Here is a 21,317-nt window from a genome sequence, read left to right as displayed (position 1 = left end):
AATGAGACCAATTTTTTCTGACGCCTCACTTAGTCTGATCTGTCAGGGAACCAAGCTCGGAGTGTGCATCCGTGAACGACCGGCCGCTTTCGCACATCAGGGTGCTCGACTTCGGGCACTATCTGGCCGGTCCGCTTGTCGGGATGATGCTTGCCGATCTTGGCGCCGAGGTCATCCGCATCGATCCGCCCGGCGGCCCGCGCTGGATGGATCCGGCCTTCGACATGCTGTCGCGCGGTAAGCGCGCCCTCTCACTCGATCTCAAGACCGACGGCGGCAGACAAACCGCGCTGAACCTTGCGGCCCGGTCCGATGTCGTCATCGACAATTTCCGGCCCGGTGTCATGACACGGCTGGGCCTTGGACCGCAGATCCTGCAGAACGTCAACCCGTCGCTTGTCAGCCTGTCCCTGCCCGGCTTTGCATCGACGGATCGCGAACTGCGCGACATTCCGGCCTGGGAAGCCGTGATTGCTGCCCGGACGGGGCAGTTCACGGATATGGGACTCAACCGGCGCCTGATGGGGATCAATCCGTCTTTCACACCCCTTGGCCTTGCCTCGGCCTATGGTGCGGCCTTTGGCGCCATGTCGGTTCTGTTCGCCTTGCAGGCGCGAGATCACATGGGCGGGGATCACATCGAGGTGCCGCTTGCGTCGGCGCTGTTCGAGGGCCTTGCCTATAACAGCGAACAGATCGAAGACTATCCGGACCGCTACAAGTCGCCGCGCGAACATGAGCTTGAGCGCCGCGCCGGGCTCGGGCTGCCGAACAATCTGAGCTTCGCCGCGCTTTCGGAATTCCTGGATCCGTTTTACCGCACCTATACATGTGCCGACGGCAGGGGCTTTTACGTCGTTGCCTGCTCGATCGTCAGCCATCCGCGCCGCGTGCTGGAGGTTCTCGGTCTCAAGAACCTTCTCGATGATCTGCCGGATTTCGACGTCTACCGTGATCAATGCGACTGGCCCTCCGACTGGGCCCTGAGAAGCTATCCCGTCGGACGGCAGGACCGCGTGCGGATTTCCGAAGCCATGAAGGCCGCGTTCCTGACCCGGCCCGCACATGAGTGGGAAGCGCTGTTCGGCGCGGCGAAAGCGCCGGCAACCGCGCAGCGCAGCACCCGGGAGTGGCTGTCCGATCCGCATGCGCTGCAGTCCGGCCTGGTTCTTGACGTCGATGATCCGCGTCACGGGCCCATGCGGCAGATGGGAAATGTCGCCTGGCTGTCAGATGATGCTCTTGCCGCTTCGAAGAACCCCGGCCCATTGCCCGACGACCTGGCCCCGTCCCTTTCCGACATCCTTCGGGAAGCACCGCGGCAACGGCATGACCGGCAGGGTGGTACATGGCTCGATGGCCTGAAAGTGCTGGACCTGACCAACGTGATCGCCGGCCCCACGGTCGGCGCGACCGTCGCCCGGTTCGGCGCGGATGTCACGCTGGTTCAACCGGTGTCTCCGTCGGTCGATCCGTGGAACGCCGTGGTGTTCGGCCTGCAGGCTCAGCGCGGCAAGAAAAGCATTTTACTGGATCTGAAATCCGACGGCGGACAGCAGGCGCTCCGCCAGCTCCTGTCGCAGGCCGATGTCGTTACTGTAAACGGAACGGACGAGCAATGCCGGGCGCTCGGCCTGACCGGAGAGCGTCTCGCGGACCTCAATCCGAGGCTCATTCTCGTTCAGCTCGACGCGTTTGGGGCACCGCGGCGCGGACCCAAGTCGGATCATCTGGGATATGACGATCTGGCCCAAGCGGCGACGGGCGTCATGACCCGGTTCGGGGGCGGTCCCGGAACACCGGAAGAGCACGCGCATTTCGGCACCATTGACGTCCTTGCCGGTTTTTGCGCCTGTGTCGCGCTTGGCGCCGCGCTCGAGCGGTTGAGGAAGACCGGCAAGGGAGGTGTCGCCCGGGCTTCACTTGCCTCGGCGGGTGAACTCATCCAGGCGCAGTTCATGTATGACTTCGCAGATCGCAGGCCGTTCGACGAACCAAGCGGCCGCAATGCGCGCGGCTGGGGACCTTTCTATCGGTGCTATGAAGCGGCGGATGGCTGGATGTTCTTCGCGGCCCCGACGCTGGGACAGACCGTGCTGCGGCATGTTCCGGAACTCGCCGATCTCGCCGGTTTGGATGAAGCCGGCCTGGAAACGGCGCTTGCGGAGAGATTTGCCGTTCAGCCGTCAAGCCATTGGGCTCAGCGGATTTCCGGGACGTCGGCGGCAGTCGTGCCGCTCGGCTCGCTGCATGCGACGCGGGATGCAAATCTCTACCTGGAAAGCGAGGGAACCCCGGACATTCGCGTGAACACGTTCAGCGCCGTCCGGCATGATCTTCATCCCATGGGCCGTTGGGTCGATCTGGTTGCACCGAATGCCGTGCGCCCCGAACGTGCCGAGATCACGATACCGGGGCCTGCTCCCAAGTATGGTACCCACACGCGCGAAATCCTCGCCGGACTCGGTTTCGATGACGAAGAGATCGATGCCCTGATCGCCACCGGACATGCCGGAGAACTCTGGTCGGAAAGGTATCTGCCGGAATGAAGGGGGCACGGAGCATCAACCATTTCACGACAACTTTACGAAAGAGGTCCAACCGACCAGTCAGCACGCTTCCGGGAAAGACCCGAGGGAAGCGAAAGCCTTGTAAACGCTCCGGATTTATTTGGTTTTGCACCCAAGAACTTGGCTCACCTGCGACTCAAACGTTAAAAAAAGTTAATTTCTATCGCGTTGCCAGATGTTGCCCAAGTATTCAATAATATATCCAGCTCAAGACCCGATCATCCGCCGGTTCGCCGCCCGAAAATGAAGCAACTGGTCATATTCTGTGCGCCCATGCAAAAAAATGGTGTTCAACAAATTCCAAAATATGGAAGCAAGAATTTTATCAAAAGGGTAGCGGAATCGGCGGTGTTCGTGTTTTGCTGATTAAATGTCGCATATGAGCTTTGCAAATACCGGAAAAACGAAGAAGCTATATGTGGGAATTTCGCCGGGCCCAAAGTCCGGCACCGGTCCTGAAGGGGAGTAAGTATGACACAATCAAAAAATCCAGAGCTGATGAACAATCTTGAGAAGGCGGCCCGCTCGGGCGGCATCTCGAAACGTGAATTCCTGCAATATTCGATGCTTGCCGGTGTGACGGCATCAACGGCCACCGGCCTGTGGACGTCCCAGGCAAAAGCGCAGCCGAAGCGCGGCGGAACGTTCCGCTATGGCGTCCATGACGGCAACACCAGCGACAACCACGATCCGGGCACCTATCAGAGTGTCTATTCCATTCAGCTGGCGCATACACACCGCAGCTATCTGACTGAGATCACGGAAGAAAACGGGCTTGGTCCGGACATGGCCGTCGGTTGGGAAGCCAGCCCGGACGCCAAGACCTGGACGTTCGAACTCAACACCGACGCCACGTTCCACGACGGACGCAAGTTCACGGCCAACGACGCGGTCGCATCGCTCAATCACCACCGTGGTGAAAAGTCGACTTCTGCGGCCAAGGCCCTTCTCGACAGTGTCGTCGACATCAAGGTTGATGGCGACAAGCACATCGTGATCGAACTCAGCCAGGGCTTCGCTGATCTTCCGTGGATCATGACCGACTACCACCTGGTCATGCTGCCGGCGAACGATGACGGCACGGTCGACTGGGAGAGCGGCGTCGGCGCCGGTCCCTACAAGATCGAGAAGAACGAATTCGGCATCGGCACGTCGCTTGTCCGCCATGACGGCTGGCACCGCGAAGGCGCCTGGTTCGACCGCATCGACATGACCGTTCTGAACGACCCGAACGCACGTCAGACCGCTCTTGTCACCGGCGATGTCGACGCGATTTCGTCCGTCGACCTGAAAACCATGGCCCTGTTGCAGCGTCATCCGGACGTTGAGGTCGACAACATTCCGTCCGGCTCGGCAATCACCCTGCCGATGTTCTGCGACGTCGCACCGTTCGACAATGTCGATGTCCGCATGGCCCTGAAGCTTGCGATCGACCGCGAAGAGATCGTCGAGAAGATCGTGTTCGGCACCGGTATCCCGGGCAACGACTTCCACGTGTCACCGAACATGCCGTATTTCCCGGCCGACATTCCGCAGCGGACATACGATCCGGAAAAGGCGAAGTGGCACCTGAAACAGGCCGGCATGGAAAACCTCTCGGTGAGCCTGTCCGCCGCGGACAGCGTGCTGCCGGGTGCGGTCGACATGATCGTGCTCTATTCCGAGCAGGCCAAGAAAGCCGGCATCGACATCAAGCCGGTGCGCGAGGCCAATGACGGCTACTGGTCGGATGTCTGGCTCAAGAAACCATGGGTGTTCGTGAAGTGGGGCGCACGCCCGACCCCGGACAACATGTTCACGCTCGCCTACAAGGACGATGCGGCCTGGAACGAAGCGCACTGGAAAAACCCGCGTTTCAACGAGCTGCTGCTCCAGGCGAAAGCGGAACTGGACGAAACCCGGCGTGCCGAAATGTACCACGAGATGTGCATGCTGGCCCGCGACGACGGCGGCACGGTCATTCCGATGTTCGTCAACTTCGTTTACGCGCGCCGGAAAAACGTCAAGCACGGCCCGAGCGTTTCCGCCTCCTGGGAAACCGACGGCGGAAGGGGAACCCACCGCTGGTGGTTCGAAGGCTGATTTCAGCTGTTGCGGCGGACACTGTCCGCCGCAATTCACTTGGAACTGCCTTCAACCGGGCGGCTCCATCCTAGACTGTCGGGCATCTTACAAAGATAAATTCAGGGCCCATTCGGGATCCGCGCCTGACACAAATCCGGTCAATTGGGGTACCGGGCGTCTTTATTCTGGAGGGACAAATGGGGGACATCCTACAGCTGGTCCTTAAGAGACTTGGCTTAGGTGTGGTCACGCTTCTCGTGATCTCAATCCTGATTTTCTTCGCGGTCGAGCTGCTGCCGGGCGACATTGCCCAGGCCGTCCTCGGGCAGGCCGCCACACCTGAAACCGTTGCCGCCTTGCGCGAAAAGATGGGCCTCGATCAGCCCGCGATCTTTCGCTATTTCCAATGGCTCGGCGGTGCCGTCACCGGCGACTTCGGCGTTTCGCTCATATCCGGCGAACGCGTCAGCGAAGCGATCAGCGACCGCTTCGTCAACACGCTGTTCCTGGCGTGCTACGCGGCTGTCATCGCAGTTCCGATCTCGATCATTCTCGGCGTGATCGTTGCGCTCCTGCGCAACACGCTGTTCGACCGGGTCGCCAACGTTGTCACGCTGACCTCGATCAGTTCTCCGGAATTCTTTCTCGGCTACATCCTGATCCTGTATCTGGCCGTGAAAACCAACTACTTCCCGGCAATCGCGAGCCTGAGCAGCGACATGAGCTTCGGTGAACTGCTGCACAGGACCTTTCTGCCGGCGCTGACGCTGGTGCTGGTCGTGACCGCACACATGATGCGCATGACGCGGGCCGCGATCATCAACCTGCTGGCATCGCCATACATCGAAATGGCCCGCCTGAAAGGCGTGCCGGCTTGGAAAGTCATCGTCAAACACGCCCTGCCCAACGCCTGGGCGCCGATCATCAACGTTGTCGCCCTTAACCTGGCCTACCTGATCACCGGTGTTGTCCTTGTCGAGGTGGTGTTCGTCTATCCGGGCATCGGACAGTTGCTGGTCGACGCGGTGTCGAAACGCGACTTCCCGATCGTTCAGGCGTGCTGTCTCATCTTCGCTGCGACCTTCATTCTGCTCAACCTTGCAGCAGATGTCGGATCGATCTTGACCAACCCGCGTTTGCGGCATCCGAAGTGAGGGCAGCGACATGAATTCATTCGTTATCGGATATTATGCGCTGCTGATCGGGGCCTCGTGCCTGGCAGCGTATTTCAAGCAACGGCAGATCTTCCTGCTGGTCTTCTCGCTGACGCTGATTTCCTTCGTCACCGGGATCATCGGCGGCGTCCCTGCGCTGCGCTTCATCACGATCGCGGCGGGCCTGCTCGCGCTCGCGGCAGGTGTCTCCTACGCGTTTCGCGAATTCCTGATCATCATCGCTCCAGATGGTGTCGCGAAGGAACTCAGGACCGCGCCACTGACAGCCGCCTTCGGCATGTTCGTGATCTTCACCTACGCAATTGCAGGGATCTTCGCACCCGTGATCGCCCCCTTCGGCGAAGCGGAAGTGATCTCCTCGGCCTTTGCGCCTGCGGACGAGAACATGCTGCTCGGTGCCGACCAGCTCGGACGTGACATGTTCAGCCGGATCATCTACGGCGCGCGCAACACCGTCGGCCTTGCCCTCCTGGCCACGGCACTTGCGTTCATCGCCGGCGCGCTGGCCGGGTTGCTCGCTGCCACGAAAGGCGGCTGGTTCGACCAGTTCATGGGCCGCGCGGCGGACGTGATCATGTCGATCCCGTCCCTGATCTTCGCGCTGCTGATGCTGAGTATCTTCGGAACCAGCCTCGTCGTGATCGTCGTGGTCATCGCGCTGATCTATTCGCCGCGGGTCTTCCGCCTGACCCGTGCCGTCGCCGGCAACGTGGTGGTGATGGACTATATCGAGGCTGCCAAGCTTCGCGGGGAAGGAACCTGGTACCTGATCCGCAAGGAGATCCTGCCGAACTCGACCGCGCCGCTGATCGCGGAATTCGGTCTCGAGTTCTGCTTCGTGTTCCTGCTCATCGCCGGTCTTTCGTTCCTGGGTCTCGGCATCCAGCCGCCGACCGCGGACTGGGGATCGATGGTGCGCGAGAACGCAACGCTGATTTCGTTTGGTGAACTCACACCGCTGATCCCGGCAGCAGCCATCGCGCTTCTGACGGTTGCGGTCAACTTCGTCGTCGACTGGATGCTGTTCCGGTCCTCCGGCCTGAAGGAGGTTTGATCATGGTCCCAAAGAAAGATGTCCTTCTTCAAGTCAAGGACCTTCGGATCGAGGGCTATTCCGACGAGCAATGGGTCGAAATCGTTCATGGCGTCGACCTGACCCTGCACAAGGGGGAAGTTCTCGGCCTGATCGGGGAGTCGGGTGCCGGCAAGTCCACCATCGGGCTTGCGTCCATGGGGTTCGCGAGAGATGGCTGCCGGATTTCCGGCGGCTCGATCGAGTTCGACGGCATGGAGCTGACCACGACACCGGAAAGCGATCTCAGGGCCCTGCGCGGATCGCGCATCGCCTATGTTGCGCAATCCGCGGCGGCCTCGTTCAACCCGGCACACCGGATCATCGACCAGCATACGGAAGCTCCGATCCAGTACCGCATCCAAAAGCGTGTCGAAGCGCAGGAAGATGCGATGGAGCTCTATCACCGCCTGCGTCTGCCCAATCCGAATGAAATCGGCTTCCGCTACCCGCACCAGGTTTCGGGCGGGCAGCTGCAGCGTGCGATGACCGCCATGGCGATGGCCTGCCGTCCCGACCTCATCATCTTCGATGAGCCGACGACCGCGCTGGACGTCACCACCCAGATCGAGGTTCTGGCCGCGATCCGGGACATTGTCGACCAGTTCAACACCGCCGCGATCTATATCACGCACGACCTTGCCGTCGTCGCGCAGATGGCAGACACGATCAAGGTTCTGCTCAAGGGCGAGGAAGTCGAGGAAGCGCCCACGGAGCAGATGCTGGACAGCCCAAGCGAGGACTACACGAAGAGCCTCTGGGCGGTGCGCAGCTTCAAGAGGCCGCAGAAGGACCGGCCGGCGGAAGCCGATGCCGTGCCGATCGTCTCGGTCAAGAACGTGGACGCTGCCTATGGCAAGATCCAGGTTCTCGATGATGTCTCGTTCGACATCTATGCAGGCATGACGGTGGCCGTTGTCGGCGAATCGGGCTCGGGCAAATCGACGACAGCCCGCTGCATAACGGGTCTTCTGCCGCCGACCAAGGGCGAGATCCTGTTCAACGGGGAATCGCTGCCGCCGAGGTATCAGGACAGAACCAAGGATCAGCTGCGGCAGGCGCAGATGATCTACCAGATGGCGGATACCGCGCTGAACCCCAAGATCCGGATCAGCGAGATCATCGGCCGCCCGGCACAGTTCTACGGCAACCTTCACGGGGCCGAACTGAAAAACCGCGTCGATGAACTGCTCGACCTGATCGAACTGGATCCGGCGAAGTTCTACAACCGGTTCCCGCCGGAGCTGTCAGGCGGACAGAAGCAGCGCATCGGCATTGCCCGCGCGCTTGCGGCCGAGCCTTCCTTCATCATCTGCGACGAGGTGACGAGTGCGCTCGACCAGCTTGTCGCCGAGGGTATCCTGAAGCTGCTGGACAAGCTGCAGGAAGACCTGAACCTGGCCTACATGTTCATCACCCACGATCTGGCGACCGTCCGGTCGATTGCCGACGAAGTGGTGGTGATGCAGAAGGGCAAGGTCGTCGAGCAGGGCCCGAAGGACAAGATGTTCACCCCGCCGCATCATCCGTATACGGACCTCCTGCTGTCGTCGGTTCCGGAAATGGATCCGAACTGGCTGACGACGCTGCTTGAGGAACGGGGCACGGATTCGATTGGCGAAGCGGCCAACGTCTGATCCGAACACAACAGAAAACCCCGGGATTTGCATCCCGGGGTTTTTCTTTGCGCACACTTTCAGGTGCGGTCAGCCGACCATCAGATAGCCGGACAGAGCCATAACGCCAACAATCACGGCGTAGACACCAACTAGACCCTGCCAGGATCCGCTGTGCTCTCTGTACTCGCGAATTAGATCATCACGGGTCATGGCGACCTCCTTCTGCCTGGGCACGGCCCAGAATGATGGCGTTTCAACTTAACCGGACACTTAATCGACAGAAGTTAAGAATTCAATGCATCGATACTGAGAATCGCACGTCTATTTCTGCATATCTGGCATGCGACTTATTCCCAAAACGCTTAGCTCGGGCCCCTGATGTGACCGGCGCGCCCAAATCCGCGGTTTCCCGAAAATCTTCAGGGGTTTACCGATCGATAACTCTGCCGCAAAAAGGAGACAAAGACGCCTTCCTCCGGTCACGGTTCATCCGGCGAAAGCCGCGCGCAGGAGGGCCCGGCATGCGGTTTCTTGCCGGACATGCCGAGCGTGACCGCAATGCCGCGAACAGTGCGAATCCTTTGCAAGACAATCTGTCAAAAGCCTGCCAAAGTGCGGGCTTAAGAACACATGCGGTTGCCGTCCCCGGCGGGACGCAGCGCCTCCGGAGACCCGTTGCCATGTCCGTACTGGTTTTCAACAAGCCGTTCACGCAGCAAGAGCCGATATCGCCCGAGGCGATCGCAGAAGCGGCGCGCGTTCTGGAGAGCGGGCGGCTGCACCGCTACAACACGGTTGAGGGTGAAGACGGAGACACGGCGCTCTGGGAAAGCGAATATGCCGCCTATCAGGGCGCGAAATACTGCCTGGCAACCACGTCCGGCGGAACCGCGATGCAAATCGCGCTGCGCGCCGCAGGCGTGCAGTCCGGCGATGCCGTCCTGACGAATGCGTTCACGCTCGCGCCTGTGCCCGGAGCGATCGCGGCCGTTGGTGCGGTCCCCGTCTTCGTCGAGACGACGGCCGACCTCACCATCGACCTTGCCGATCTCGAAGCCAAGATCAAGTCCAGCACTGCCAGGGTTCTGCTACTGTCGCACATGCGCGGCCACCTCGCCGACATGGATGCGCTTTGCGCGCTTCTGGAAGAGCGCGGCGTGGTGCTGATAGAAGATTGCGCCCACACGATGGGCGCGGAGTGGAACGGCATCAAGAGCGGCAACTACGGCAAGGCCGCCTGTTTCAGCACGCAAACCTACAAGCATCTCAACAGCGGCGAAGGCGGTCTGCTGACGACGGATGATCCTGACATCATGGCGAATGCCGTCATCCTGTCGGGGTCCTACATGCTGTTCGAGAAACATCTCGCGCGCCCCGATATGGCTGCCTTCGAAGCCCCGAGGTACGAAAACCCGAACTGTTCCTCGCGCATGGACAATCTGCGGGCTTCGATCCTGAGGCCGCAGCTGCCCCATCTTGACCGGAACATCGGGCGATGGAACCGGCGTTACCAGATCCTTGAGGCGAAGCTTCGCAGTGCTGCGAACGCGGCGGTCCCGAACCGTCCGCAGCAGGAGCTCTATGTCGGCTCGTCGTTCCAGTTTCTTGTCCCGGACTGGACGGACGAAACCTGCAGGTCCTTCGTGGAGGCCTGCAAGAAGCGCGGCGTGGAACTGAAATGGTTCGGCGACGCCAACCCGGTCGGCTTCACCAGCCGGTTCGACAGCTGGAAATACGCGCCTGAACAGTCACTGCCCGGAACCATCGCGATCCTCAGACGGATCATGGACCTGCGCGTCCCGCTGAGCTTCACCGAAGAGGATTGCGACACGATCGGAACCATCATCGTGGAGGAACTTGGCCGGGTTCCCTGAAACGGAGTTGCCTGACGTCACTGTTTCCGTGTCAGTTCCGTCATGGCCGACGCGCTTCCACTGCTGCCCGGTTCACCTCGAAATCGTTTGTGCAAGGCGACCTCCAAGCAATGGACTTGTCATTCCGGCTGGAGCGAAGCGAAAGGCCGGAACCCAGTAAACTCGTGCGCGACTGTCTTTGTTCAGTTTCCAGCCACCCGGGGGACTGGGTCCAGGTCTTGCCGCCTGAACGGCAAACCGGGATGACGGTTGAAAAGAAAAGCCGCACCGCTCCAGCCTGGCTCCCCGGCCCCGGGTCTCACTTTGTTCGCCCGGGGTGACGAAGGAGAGTGTGACGTTCCCCCACCGTCATTCCAGACAAGTGAGGCGATGCCGAACGCTGATCTGGAACCTGTGCCCGGCTTGATCGGGTATCCAGAGATCTGCGTGAGCGAAGCGAACACTTTTCTCGATACCGGCATGATAAGCCGCGCCTTCGGCGCGAAATAAATCTGGTTTCCGGATCGGCATGCAGCTTGCGCTGCACTTGTCCGGAATGACGGCGGGGGAATGCGTCTTTACCTAACGTCGCCCAACCAGCAAGTACCGTCAGGTCCAGGGCAGAACAGCAGTAGATCACGACTGACAACGATGGCCCATTTGAGCTCATTCTGACGACGAGCCCAATCGTGTCCAAATGAATTGATGACAACTCCTAAGATCCCGAGTCGCTGCCAGTTGAACTTATGCCTTTCTTTCAATGACATAAATTGGTTCGAATCTTCTCATCCTTACGATGGTGCTGTGCACTTCATGTCACCCGATCGGCTTCAGCGTAGCTCCGTTCCAGCTCGATCAGGCGCTGCTTGCGCCAGAGCCCGCCGCCGTAGCCGGTCAGCGATCCGTCAGCCCCGAGGACACGGTGACAGGGAACGACGATCGCGATCTGGTTTGCGCCGTTGGCGCGCGCAACCGCCCGGACCGCCGACGGCCGCCCCAGTTCACTGGCAAGATCGGAGTAGCTTCTGGTGCGGCCCGCCGGGATCTTCAGCAATTCCCGCCAGACGTCCCGGGTGAAGGCAGAGCCGTGCAGCGCAAGCGGTGTTTCGAAGACACCTGATTTGCCGGCAAAGAAACGATCCAGTTCCTCCTGGATCTGGTCGGTGACCCCTGTCCGCCCGAACCCGATCCTGCCCTTCGCAAATGTCTGCAGCTTCCTGAATTCGGCCGGCAGGGCCCTCCGGTCCAGGAACTCGAGCAGATGCAGCTGGGTCCTGTCGGCGACGGCGATCAGCGGGCCAAGCGGCGATGACACCCAGTCGGCCATGAGCAGAGGGTCATCGGAAAAGGTTCCGGGGGCCTGCCCCAGAATTTTCGCAAAGGCTTCGCGGAACGCACTCGGGGATTCAAAGCCTGCCGTGATCTGGGCATCGATCACCTTGCCCCCTTCGGCGAGCGTCGAGAACCCCTCCTGCAGCCGGCGCTGGCGGGCCATTTCCAGAAAGGTCATGCCAAAATGCCGCTTGAAGGCCCGCCGCACCGTCGACGGGTCGAGCCCCATCCTGACAATGTCCGGCTCGCCCCATCGATAGCCCGGCCGTTTTTCAAGCGCCTCGATCAGCGGTTTGACGACCGGGTCCGCGCTCGCCTCCGGTGTCGTCGGCTTGCAGCGCTTGCAGGGGCGGAAACCGGCATCGATACATTCACCGACGGTTTCATGGAAGGTGCAGTTCTCCCGCTTCGGCTTGCGTGCCGGACAGGTCAGGCGGCAGAAGATGCCGGTGGAGGCCACGCAGACGAAGACGCGCCCGTCATAGGACGGATCGCGATTGAGCAGCGCTTCATAGAGCGTATCGAAATCAGGTCGGGTCATCAGCATGGCCTGACCATAAGCCGTTCGGAAATGCGATGCAGCCGGAAATCGGGCGTTTATTAAATTCTGCCCGCTCAGCGGTAAACCTGGTCCTCTGCCGGGAAACTCCGCTCCTTGACCTCATCCGCATAAGCCTTGACCGCGGCCTCGATCTGCCCGCCGAGATTGCCGTAGACCTTGACGAATTTCGGCGGCGCCGGGTTGAGTCCGAGCATATCTTCCAGCACCAGGATCTGGCCGTCGCACTCGGCGGACGCCCCGATGCCGATGGTGGGTATCGGAACTTCCCGGGTGATCTGCGCGGCGAGCGGTTCCACCATGCCTTCCAGGACAACGGCGAAAGCCCCGGCCTCCGTTACCGCGCGCGCATCCTCGAAATGCTGGTCCCAGTCGTCCGGCTGCCGTCCCTGGGTCTTGAAACCACCCATCACATGGACGGACTGGGGCGTCAGGCCGATATGGGCCATCACCGGGACGCCGCGCTCGGTCAGGAAGCGGATGGTTTCGGCCATGCGGACGCCGCCTTCCAGCTTGACCGCCCCGCACTGGGTCTCCTTCATGACACGTGCGGCGTTGCGAAAGGCCTCGGCCGGGCTTTCCTCATAGCTGCCGAAGGGCATATCCACGACCACGAGGGCTTTGTTCGTGCCCCTGACGACCGCCTTGCCATGCATGATCATCAGGTCGAGCGAGACACCGACCGTTGATTCCATGCCATGCATGACCATGCCGAGACTGTCGCCGACCAGGATGAAGTCGGCGTATTGGTCGACGATGGACGCGGTGTGTGCGTGGTAGGAGGTCAGCGAGACGATCGGCTCGCCGCCCTTGCGCTTCGCGATCTGGGGGGCCGTCAGGCGGCGGACGGGTTTCTGGGCGCTCATCTGGTGTCCTTGTTGTTCAAAAATCCGGTGCGACAACACGCTGGTCGATCAGCAGAACGGTGTCATAGCGAACCGCGAGCAGGATAACGGCACGGCTGTTCAGCGTGCCTGACAGCTCTTCGAGCGTGTCGGCATCGCGGATGTCGATGCTTTCAACGGTTGCCGACGGCGAGCCCTCCAGACGTGACCTGACCACCGTTTCCAGGTCTTCGATCGCGGGACGCGTCTTCGCTGCAAGTACCGCCTCGTCCAGCGCTTCGTTCAACGCAACCGCTTCCTGCCGGTGAGCGGGCTGCAGGCGGACATTTCTGGATGACATGGCCAGACCATCGGCCTCGCGAACCGTCGGATGGCCGAGGATTTCAAGCGGCATGTCCAAGTCGCGCACCATTTGCCGGATCAGCGTGAGCTGCTGGTAGTCTTTCTCGCCGAACACGGCGAGATCGGGCGTAACGATGTTGAACAGTTTCGTCACGACCGTGGATACGCCGCGGAAATGGCCGGGACGCAGAGCCCCCTGCAGAATTCCGGAAAGCTCGGGAACATCGACATAGGCGGGCTCGCCCGGCCGGTACATTTCCTCAACCCCTGGAAGAAAGACGGCATCGACACCTTCCTGTTCCAGCAGGCTCAAGTCTCGTGCTTCGTCGCGCGGATAGATATCGAGGTCTTCATTCGCGCCGAACTGGGTCGGATTGACGAAAATGCTGGCGACGGTCCTGTCCGCATTCTCGCGCGCCATCCGAACGAGACCGAGGTGCCCTTCGTGCAGATAGCCCATGGTCGGCACCAGTCCAACGGTCTCCCGCTGCGCCCGCCAGTCCCGCACGGTATCGCGCATCTCCGCCTTTGTCCGGCAGATCTTCATCGTCATCCTCCCACCCCCGGTTCCGGCCGGAGTGCATCTTCTTCGCAGGTGCAACATAAGCGCACGAAAGTCAGAGGTCCAGCGGAGAGAGTCGGGCAGGGAAATGACCAGGTTGCAGCGCCGACGTCATGTGTCCGGTGCCGTCACAAAGCACATTTGCGCGGGCAGGAATTTGGCAGCAGCCCCGCTAGTCCGTCTAAGCGACCGGGGCGTCTCCAGCCAGGTCCGCCTCGGCTCCGGTTTGCCGGGGGAAGCGGCTAAGCGCGCTGAGCATCAGCCAGTCCGGCAGGGCGCGCCGGTATTCCTCCTGGCCGACGACCGTGATGTGTCCGTTGGCGATTTCACTGCGCAGATCGCGCATGCCGCGCCAGGCTTCGATGAACCGCCTGATATCGGACGAGATCGACAGATCCTCTTCAAAGCCCGGATATTTCAGGCACATGTCGACCTCGCCGTCCTCCACCACCAGCCAGAAGCGGCTGAAGCCCTTGTGGGTGCCGGAAAAGGCGAATTCCATCACGATCCGCTTCGCGGGCATCGCATCCACATTCAGCCTGGTGTGCATGCTCCATGCGAGGAAGGCGGGATCGAGATCTTCCGTTTCCATGTCGCGCGACCACTTCTGGCCCCAGACAGCGAGGCTCATGATGATCGGGTCGAGATCCCTTCCGGCGTCGGTGAGTTCGTAGGCAAAGCCGCGGCCGTTGTCGAGCGCGCGGCGCGTGATCAGGCCGGCATGTTCCAGGCTCGACAGGCGCTGGCTCAGCAGTGTCGCGGAGATCTTGGGCACACCACGGTGAATTTCATTGAACCGCGTGCAGCCATCAATCACCCGGCTGATGACAAGCAGGGTCCAGCGTTCGCATAGGACTTCCGCGGCCAAGGCAAGCGGGCAGTACTGTCCATAACCCTTGTACGGCATCCGGCACTCCTCCCATCTGGCGTCATGTTTCAAAAAGAGTACGGCGGTGCCCGTAGCCGGACAACTCCAGAATCTGGAGTTACTGCACATTCATGAGTTTTTCGCGGCCGCAGTTCCCGGCACGCTGTTCGAACGGTCAACAGACAACGGACAGTGGACGACGATATGGAAGACCTTCTCACCTCGCAGCTGGCGGAACGTCTAGGCCCTGCCGCCGTCTTTCCCGGCGACGCGGGCTACGATGCACGAAGACAGGTCTGGAACGCGCTGATCGACCGGTTCCCGGCCGCCATCGTGATTGCCAGGGATCCCGACGACGTTCGCCGCACGGTCACGGCCGCGGCCGACTGCGGACTGAATGTCTGCATCAAGGGCGGCGGCCACAACATCGCCGGTTCGGCGGTTGCTGACGGCGCACTGATGATTGACATGTCGGATCTGAAACACATCGAAATCGATGCCGATCATCGCCTGGCGCGGGTCGGCGGCGGGGCGACCTGGGCCGATCTCGATGCAGCCGCGCAACCCTTTGGTCTGGCAGCGCCCGGCGGTGTGGTCTCCTCGACCGGGGTCGCGGGCCTGACGCTCGGGGGAGGCTTCGGATGGCTGGCGCGCCTTCACGGCCTTGCGGTCGACAACCTGCTTTCGGCGGAAATCGTGCTGGCAGACGGCACGGTCGCGGTCTGCTCGCAGAGCGAACACGCCGATCTCTTCTGGGCGATACGCGGCGGCAGCGGCAATTTCGGTGTCGTGACCGAATTCACCTTCAGGCTGCATCCGGTCGGTCCGCAGGTTCTCTTCGGCCCGGCCTTCTTTGCCCTGGAGGACGCGCGAAACGTCCTGTCCGCTTATGCCGCGCAGGCCCCTTCCCTGCCACGCAAAGCCTGTGTGTGGGCAAACCTCATGACTGCGCCGCCCGTGCCGGTTCTGCCCGAGAGCGTTCACGGGACCAAGGTTCTGACGCTGATGCAGTTCCACGCAGGCCCGGCCGAAGAAGCACAGGCCGACCTGCAATGCCTTTACGCCGGTGTCGAACCGCTCGGCAGCGCGTTTGCGGCCAGGCCCTTTACGGAGGCGCAGAGCTTTCTTGATGGCGCCTATGATTTCGGCGCCCGCAATTACTGGCGGGCACACAACCATCACGCCCTGACGCCTGAGCTGATCGATCTTCTGGTCGACCTGGCGCCGGGCATGCCGAGCACGGAATCGGAACTTCTGATCTGTCTTCTCGGCGGTGCCGTCGCGGATGTCGGCGAAGGCGCCACGGCCTTCCCGCACCGGCAGGTCCCGTTCATGACGACGCCGGGTGCGCGCTGGCGCGATGAAAGCGACGACGCCGACATGATCGGCTGGCTGAAGCACGTCTCGGAAAAGATCGCCGCGCACGCCGCGCCCGGATCCTACGTCAACTTCATCACCGAGGCCGACGGAAAGGCACCGAACGCTTATCGCGGCAACCTCGGCCGGCTCACAGCGGTCAAGCAAACGTATGACCCGGCCAACCTCTTCAGATTCAACCAGAACATTGCGCCCGAGACAGATTCCGCAGGTCAGCGCGCGCCGCTTTCCCGTTGAAGTCTCACCCAAGCTTGAAAGGACCAGACGATGTCGAATGCTTCCAGATTTCTCCAGCAGGCCTTCCTCGCCGCAACCGGCCTGGCCGTCCTCGCAGCTGGGGCGCAGGCGGGTGACGGCCCGATGATCTCCCGGACCGTCGAACACATGGCAACGGCGGAAAAGCCGGCAACGCCGATCAGCGGGTCGCAGGCCAGGCTGTCGAGAACGCCCGACGGCGCAACGATGACATTGCGCACGTCCGAACTCGTTCCCGGCAACGTCACGACGGCCTGGTGGGTGATCATGACGCGACCGGAAAACTGTTCGGCGACACCATGCACCGCCGAGGACGTTATCGGCAGGGCCGCGGAGGTCGGCACACAGATCGTTTATGCCGATGGTGTGGTCAACACACCTGACGGGCGCGCGGAATTCAGCGCGTATCTGCCCGCAGGCGGCGTCTCCGGCGGATGGTACGAGCAGCGGTTCGATGCACCTCACCAGAGCGAGATCCACCTGGTCCTGAACGACCATGGTCCGCTGATCCCGGACCTCGCCGCCTCAATGCTCACGAGCTACCGCGGGGGCTGCCGGGACGACAGCCTGCCGCCCCCATTTCCCGATACGGCGAAGGCCGACGGAACGGCCGGGCCCAATGCCTGCCGTCTGATCCAGGACGCCATTTTCACGGTGATGGCGTCCGAGGGGAATTAGAGCCGTTTTTCACAAAAGGAGTATTTCAGATGTTGAGGACTTTTTTCACGACCACCGCATTTTGGGCGTTCCTGTCGAGCGCCGCGGTCGCCGTCCCCGTTGCCGCGGGTGACACGATCCGGGGCAGCTACACATTTACGACATTCGGCGCCCTGGAACTTGAACCGAACTCGCTCCTTTTGAGATTGTCATCGGCCGATCTGTTCGGTGGCAGCGATGCCGTCGGTGTGCGTATTCTGGATTCCAGCCTGACCCCGCTGCTGTTCAGCCGGGTTGACGCCATCACTTCGGCGCTGGATGCAACGATCGGGATTCCAACGGAGCGTTCGGATTTCCTGCCGGGTGTTCTCGGTGCCTCCGATCCGGCCCGGATCCCGCGCACGGGATTTGTCGATATCACCGGTCTTGCCGGATCCTTCGACGTCGCTTCGCTCACGGTCTTCGGGATCGAGGTCACGGGGGCGATCGGCATCACCCGGCAGGCGCAGGTGAGCGCATTCGAAACCGTCGAGACACCGGCGACACCGGTTCCCCTGCCCGCACCCGGCCTGCTGCTTGCCGGGGTACTCGGCGGTTTTCTCGGCTTCGGCCTCTGGAAACGCGGCCGCGAAGGCCAAACCGGCACCGCCTGACAGACCGGGCGCGGCCTGGCTCCCTGCCGCCGCGCCCGTCACCATTGCCGGGTAACGGAAACGTATCGCACAAGGGGTGGCCAATACCGGGCACTCGGCTAAAGTGAAGGCCTACCGTGTCTTGCGAAGAGGGTCTCATGTCCGATCGTATCAACCCCGAAACACTCTATAACAGCGTCCAGTGGGGCTTCTCACACGCAGCCGTGTCCGAGCCGGGCAGGCTGCTGCATCTTGCCGGGCAGGTTGCCTGGGACAAGGACTGCCAACTGGTCGGCGGAGATGATCTGAACGCACAGGCGCGGCAGTGCCTTGCCAATCTCAAGGCCGTGCTTGCGGACCAGGGCCTCGGCCCGCAGCATCTCATCCGGCTCAGAACCTACGTCGTGAACCACACGCCGGAAAAACTCGAGCCCGTCGGCATGGCGCTCGGTGAATTCTGGGGCGACGTCACGCCGGCACCAAACACCTGGCTCGGTGTGCAGTCGCTCGCCCTGCCGGAGTTTCTGGTCGAGATCGAGGGAACGGCCGTGCTGCCCTGAGACAGGACTGCACGTTCTGTTCAACGCCCGCGACTTTGGCGGCGCGTGGAGAAAGAGCTCTTAGAACGCCCCGTCATAGGCACGCCGCTCTATGCGGCAGGCGAGAATGGTGAAGCCGTCGCGCTGCAGCGCGTCGGTTGCCTCCTGCCTGAGATCACCCGCGTTGTCGATCCAGACGCCGTGCCCGCCGTAAGCGCGCGCAACGGCCGGGAAATCGGTCTCGCCGAAGTCGACACCGACATTCGGTCTCTGGCTGCCGCGCTGCTTCAACTCGATCAGCGCAAGGCTGGTGTCGACGAGGACGCAGATGATCACCGGGATCTTCAGATCCCGGAGGGTCGATAACTCCCCGAGGCACATCTCAAGACCCGCATCGCCGACGAACGCGATCACCGGCGACGTGCCTTCAACCAATCTGTGGCCCATGGCCAGCGGCACGGCGCAGCCCATGGTGCAGAGCGCTGAGGATTGCAGCATCTGCCGCGGCTGCGGGCATTTCCAGATCTGGCTGACAAGGATCCGGTGCGCACCGCTGTCAGCGGTCGCAACGGTTTCGGCGGGCATCACCTCCCGCAAGGTGTGGAATGCGGTTGCCGGGCCCCAGCCGTCCTTCTCCGGCCCGAAGCCGTCGGCGAGTTCCGCCGCGACTTTTTCCGGTTCCCCGCCGGGCCAGGAAGGCCGGTCCGGTGTGCGTGCCGCGCCCAGCAGTTCCAGCGCGAGAACAACAGCGCTGCGCAAGGTGGCCGAGACGCTGTGCATGCCATGGGTTCTGAGCACCGGGGTCACGTCAATGACCGATGCATCCCTGTCCCAGGGATTGCGCCAGTTGATCCGCATTTCAATCGGGTCATAGCCGAGCAGGAGAATGCAGTCGCTCTGATTGATCAGCGGCAGAAGATGGCCGTCCGCCTTGGGCGACAGGCCCGCGCCGCCGAGGGCCAGCGGATCGTTCTCGTCAAGAAGCCCCTTGCCCTTGTAGCTCGTGACCAGCGGGATCCCGAATTCCCTGCAGAAATCGCTGATCGCCGCCGAGGCGCCCTCATTGACCGCATCGACACCGGCAATGGCGATCGGACGCTCTGCTTTCGCAAAGAGCGCCATCGCGGTGTCCAGATCCGAGCCGGTCGCGGCTCTGGTTGCGACCGGAGCAGACAGGAACGAGCGCGACCACGGTTCTTCCGTCTCCGTTTCAGCGACCTTGATCGGCACATCGATATGCACCGGGCCCGGCTGACCGTCGAGCGCGATCGCCAACGCCTTTTCCATCATCACGTCGAGCGCGCCGAGACGCGCCGAAAAGCTTGCCTTGACGATCGGGCGCAGCAGTTGCTGATGATCGAAGACCTGGTGCGTGTAGCTCTCCGCTTCACCCTGGTCGACGCATCCCGTCAGGAAGATCAGCGGGACCCGGTCCTGCCACGCGTTTGCGACCACATTGACCGCGTTCGCCACTCCGGGACCGATCGTTGCCAGCAGCACACCGGGCGCGCCGTCCGCATGCCAGCCGCCTTCCGCCATGAACCCGCCGGCGTTCTCGTGCTTGACCAGAATGAAATTCATGCCGGCCTGATCGAGCGATTGCATCAGGGCAAGAACCTCTCCCCCGGGGATTCCGAAAGCGTGTCGGCAACCGGCAGCGTGAAGCTTGCCGGCAATGATGTCTGCGCCGGTGGTCATTTGGCGGATATTTCCTTGTCTTCTGGTGAGGTTCGGAGGCCGACAATGCCCTTCTCGGACAGGCCATGCAATGTTTCGTCGGACAAGCCGAGGTGACGTTGCAAGATGTCGCCCGTGTCGGCCCCGAGCATCGGCGGTGCCTTGGCGTAGGTGACAGGCGTCTTTTCCAGGTTGATCGGGGACCCGATCAGGTCCACCGTCCCGCTGACCGGGTGCGGCAGGGTGATCCGCATTCCCCGTTCAAGGATCTGCGGATCGGAAAACACCTGCTCTAGATCGTTGACCGGACCGCAGGGAACGCCCGCGTTCTCAAGCTCCGCGATCCACTCGGCAGCGGTTTTTTCGATGGTCTGGCGGCGGATCAGGGGGATCAGCTGTTTGCGGTTGCGGACCCGGTCGGCATTTTTCGCATAGAGCGGATCGGCTGCCAGTTCGGGTGCGCCGGCCACATCGCAGAACTTCTGAAACTGCGTGTCGTTGCCGACAGCGATGATGAAGGACCGGTCAGCAGCCGGGAAGGTTTCATAGGGCACGATGGTCGGATGACCGTTGCCGAGCCGCCCGGGCACGTCTCCGGAAACGAGATAGGCGGCGCCCTGGTTGATCAGCCACGACACCTGGGCATCGAGCAGGGAGATATCAACGTGCTGGCCTTCGCCGGTCGCATGGCGGTGATTGAGTGCGGCCAGGATCGAAACGGCGGCGTACATGCCGCACATCACATCGGCAATGCCGACACCGCACTTGGTCTCCGTGCCGCCTTCATCATCGGGGAACCCGGTGAGCGACATGATCCCGCCCATGCCCTGGATCAGGAAGTCGTATCCGGCGCGATGGGCGTAGGGACCCGTCTGCCCGAAACCGGAGATCGAACAATAGATCAGGCCCGGGTTGCGCGCTTTCAGCGTCTCGTAGTCGAGGCCCCGCCGCTTGAGATCGCCCACCTTGAAATTCTCGACCAGAATGTCGGCCTTTACCGCAAGGTCGGCAATCAACTTCTGGCCCTCCGGTGTTGCCAGATCGATGGCGACGGAGGCCTTGTTCCGGTTCGACGAGAGGTAATAGGCGCTTTCGGCGGTCTCGTTGCCGGCGGAATCCTTCAGGAAGGGAGGACCCCACCCGCGCGTGTCGTCACCGCGGCCCGGCCGTTCGATCTTGATGACTTCCGCGCCCAGGTCGCCGAGCACCTGGGTACAGGTCGGCCCGGCCAGAATACGCGAGAGATCAACAACAACAAGGCCGGACAAGGCACCGGGTTTGGAGGCGGACTGGGACACGCGACACCTTTCGACTGACAT

The 21,317-nt window shown here is 61.8% G+C and carries 17 protein-coding genes; 10 read left to right on the top strand and 7 right to left on the bottom strand.

Annotation, left to right across the window (positions count from 1 at the left end):
* Positions 1 to 71: 71 nt before the first annotated feature.
* From ACO07N_RS11745 to ACO07N_RS11725, 5 genes are all read left to right on the top strand, one after another.
* Positions 72 to 2,549 carry a CoA transferase gene (locus tag ACO07N_RS11745; RefSeq protein WP_421981189.1) on the top strand — a complete coding sequence of 826 codons (2,478 nt, stop codon included), beginning with the start codon at positions 72 to 74 and terminating at the stop codon, positions 2,547 to 2,549.
* A gap of 492 nt (positions 2,550 to 3,041) precedes the next feature.
* Positions 3,042 to 4,652, top strand: a complete 1,611-nt coding sequence (locus ACO07N_RS11740; RefSeq protein ID WP_421981188.1) for an ABC transporter substrate-binding protein — start codon at positions 3,042 to 3,044, stop codon at positions 4,650 to 4,652.
* 179 nt (positions 4,653 to 4,831) lie between these two features.
* Positions 4,832 to 5,788, top strand: a complete 957-nt coding sequence (locus ACO07N_RS11735) for an ABC transporter permease (RefSeq protein ID WP_421981187.1) — start codon at positions 4,832 to 4,834, stop codon at positions 5,786 to 5,788.
* A 10-nt stretch (positions 5,789 to 5,798) separates the two neighbouring features.
* Complete coding sequence (locus ACO07N_RS11730) at positions 5,799 to 6,863, top strand: ABC transporter permease (RefSeq protein ID WP_421981186.1); 1,065 nt, start codon at positions 5,799 to 5,801, stop codon at positions 6,861 to 6,863.
* Between the two features lie 2 nt (positions 6,864 to 6,865).
* Complete coding sequence (locus tag ACO07N_RS11725; RefSeq protein ID WP_421981185.1) at positions 6,866 to 8,518, top strand: ABC transporter ATP-binding protein; 1,653 nt, start codon at positions 6,866 to 6,868, stop codon at positions 8,516 to 8,518.
* A 69-nt stretch (positions 8,519 to 8,587) separates the two neighbouring features.
* On the opposite strand, the gene ACO07N_RS11720 is transcribed toward ACO07N_RS11725, so the two are convergent.
* Positions 8,588 to 8,710 (bottom strand): hypothetical protein, encoded by a 123-nt coding sequence (locus tag ACO07N_RS11720; protein ID WP_319385547.1) that lies wholly within the window; start codon positions 8,708 to 8,710, stop codon positions 8,588 to 8,590.
* Positions 8,711 to 9,180: 470 nt separating this feature from the next.
* Here ACO07N_RS11720 and ACO07N_RS11715 point away from each other — a divergent pair, with 470 nt between their 5' ends.
* A complete protein-coding gene (locus ACO07N_RS11715; RefSeq protein WP_421981184.1) occupies positions 9,181 to 10,374 on the top strand; it encodes a DegT/DnrJ/EryC1/StrS family aminotransferase in 1,194 nt (397 codons plus the stop codon).
* A 790-nt stretch (positions 10,375 to 11,164) separates the two neighbouring features.
* Here the strand turns inward: ACO07N_RS11715 and ACO07N_RS11710 are convergent.
* From ACO07N_RS11710 to ACO07N_RS11695, 4 genes are all read right to left on the bottom strand, one after another.
* Positions 11,165 to 12,232, bottom strand: coding sequence for a bifunctional transcriptional activator/DNA repair enzyme AdaA (locus ACO07N_RS11710; RefSeq protein ID WP_421981183.1), 1,068 nt, complete (start codon positions 12,230 to 12,232; stop codon positions 11,165 to 11,167).
* Between the two features lie 68 nt (positions 12,233 to 12,300).
* A complete protein-coding gene (gene panB / locus ACO07N_RS11705; protein WP_421981182.1) occupies positions 12,301 to 13,110 on the bottom strand; it encodes a 3-methyl-2-oxobutanoate hydroxymethyltransferase in 810 nt (269 codons plus the stop codon).
* 16 nt (positions 13,111 to 13,126) lie between these two features.
* Positions 13,127 to 13,978: a pantoate--beta-alanine ligase gene (gene panC / locus ACO07N_RS11700; RefSeq protein WP_421984418.1), complete on the bottom strand. Its 852-nt coding sequence runs from the start codon at positions 13,976 to 13,978 to the stop codon at positions 13,127 to 13,129.
* Positions 13,979 to 14,174: 196 nt separating this feature from the next.
* Positions 14,175 to 14,900, bottom strand: coding sequence for a winged helix-turn-helix transcriptional regulator (locus tag ACO07N_RS11695; protein ID WP_421981181.1), 726 nt, complete (start codon positions 14,898 to 14,900; stop codon positions 14,175 to 14,177).
* A 165-nt stretch (positions 14,901 to 15,065) separates the two neighbouring features.
* Here ACO07N_RS11695 and ACO07N_RS11690 point away from each other — a divergent pair, with 165 nt between their 5' ends.
* From ACO07N_RS11690 to ACO07N_RS11675, 4 genes are all read left to right on the top strand, one after another.
* The gene (locus ACO07N_RS11690; protein WP_421981180.1) at positions 15,066 to 16,475 is read left to right on the top strand and encodes an FAD-binding oxidoreductase; all 1,410 of its coding nucleotides are present in this window, start codon (positions 15,066 to 15,068) and stop codon (positions 16,473 to 16,475) included.
* 30 nt (positions 16,476 to 16,505) lie between these two features.
* Positions 16,506 to 17,171: a hypothetical protein gene (locus ACO07N_RS11685; protein WP_421981179.1), complete on the top strand. Its 666-nt coding sequence runs from the start codon at positions 16,506 to 16,508 to the stop codon at positions 17,169 to 17,171.
* 29 nt (positions 17,172 to 17,200) lie between these two features.
* Positions 17,201 to 17,803, top strand: a complete 603-nt coding sequence (locus ACO07N_RS11680) for a hypothetical protein (protein WP_421981178.1) — start codon at positions 17,201 to 17,203, stop codon at positions 17,801 to 17,803.
* A gap of 137 nt (positions 17,804 to 17,940) precedes the next feature.
* Positions 17,941 to 18,342, top strand: a complete 402-nt coding sequence (locus ACO07N_RS11675; RefSeq protein ID WP_306144486.1) for a RidA family protein — start codon at positions 17,941 to 17,943, stop codon at positions 18,340 to 18,342.
* A 60-nt stretch (positions 18,343 to 18,402) separates the two neighbouring features.
* Here the strand turns inward: ACO07N_RS11675 and ACO07N_RS11670 are convergent, their stop codons facing one another.
* Together ACO07N_RS11670 and ACO07N_RS11665 are read right to left on the bottom strand one after the other, a co-directional pair.
* Entirely contained in the window at positions 18,403 to 20,019 is a 1,617-nt protein-coding gene (locus ACO07N_RS11670) for a thiamine pyrophosphate-binding protein (protein WP_421981177.1), read from the bottom strand.
* A complete protein-coding gene (locus ACO07N_RS11665) occupies positions 20,016 to 21,317 on the bottom strand; it encodes a CaiB/BaiF CoA transferase family protein (protein ID WP_421981176.1) in 1,302 nt (433 codons plus the stop codon). The genes ACO07N_RS11670 and ACO07N_RS11665 overlap by 4 nt, the downstream gene beginning before the upstream one ends.

It is taken from the genome of Roseibium sp. (assembly GCF_965229775.1).
Taxonomy (GTDB): Bacteria; Pseudomonadota; Alphaproteobacteria; order Rhizobiales; family Stappiaceae; genus Roseibium.
This window is presented reverse-complemented; position numbering and strand designations above follow the sequence as displayed.

Excerpts from the sequence above, each read along its gene's own strand:
- ACO07N_RS11740 (WP_421981188.1), top strand. The coding sequence starts at position 3,042 with ATGACACAATCAAAAAATCCAGAGCTGATGAACAATCTTGAGAAGGCG.
- ACO07N_RS11735 (WP_421981187.1), top strand. The coding sequence starts at position 4,832 with ATGGGGGACATCCTACAGCTGGTCCTTAAGAGACTTGGCTTAGGTGTG.
- ACO07N_RS11730 (WP_421981186.1), top strand. The coding sequence starts at position 5,799 with ATGAATTCATTCGTTATCGGATATTATGCGCTGCTGATCGGGGCCTCG.
- ACO07N_RS11725 (WP_421981185.1), top strand. The coding sequence starts at position 6,866 with ATGGTCCCAAAGAAAGATGTCCTTCTTCAAGTCAAGGACCTTCGGATC.
- ACO07N_RS11720 (WP_319385547.1), bottom strand. The coding sequence starts at position 8,710 with ATGACCCGTGATGATCTAATTCGCGAGTACAGAGAGCACAGCGGATCC.
- ACO07N_RS11715 (WP_421981184.1), top strand. The coding sequence starts at position 9,181 with ATGTCCGTACTGGTTTTCAACAAGCCGTTCACGCAGCAAGAGCCGATA.
- ACO07N_RS11710 (WP_421981183.1), bottom strand. The coding sequence starts at position 12,232 with ATGCTGATGACCCGACCTGATTTCGATACGCTCTATGAAGCGCTGCTC.
- panB (WP_421981182.1), bottom strand. The coding sequence starts at position 13,110 with ATGAGCGCCCAGAAACCCGTCCGCCGCCTGACGGCCCCCCAGATCGCG.
- panC (WP_421984418.1), bottom strand. The coding sequence starts at position 13,978 with ATGAAGATCTGCCGGACAAAGGCGGAGATGCGCGATACCGTGCGGGAC.
- ACO07N_RS11695 (WP_421981181.1), bottom strand. The coding sequence starts at position 14,900 with ATGCCGTACAAGGGTTATGGACAGTACTGCCCGCTTGCCTTGGCCGCG.
- ACO07N_RS11690 (WP_421981180.1), top strand. The coding sequence starts at position 15,066 with ATGGAAGACCTTCTCACCTCGCAGCTGGCGGAACGTCTAGGCCCTGCC.
- ACO07N_RS11685 (WP_421981179.1), top strand. The coding sequence starts at position 16,506 with ATGTCGAATGCTTCCAGATTTCTCCAGCAGGCCTTCCTCGCCGCAACC.
- ACO07N_RS11680 (WP_421981178.1), top strand. The coding sequence starts at position 17,201 with ATGTTGAGGACTTTTTTCACGACCACCGCATTTTGGGCGTTCCTGTCG.
- ACO07N_RS11675 (WP_306144486.1), top strand. The coding sequence starts at position 17,941 with ATGTCCGATCGTATCAACCCCGAAACACTCTATAACAGCGTCCAGTGG.
- ACO07N_RS11670 (WP_421981177.1), bottom strand. The coding sequence starts at position 20,019 with ATGACCACCGGCGCAGACATCATTGCCGGCAAGCTTCACGCTGCCGGT.
- ACO07N_RS11665 (WP_421981176.1), bottom strand. The coding sequence starts at position 21,317 with ATGTCAGTCGAAAGGTGTCGCGTGTCCCAGTCCGCCTCCAAACCCGGT.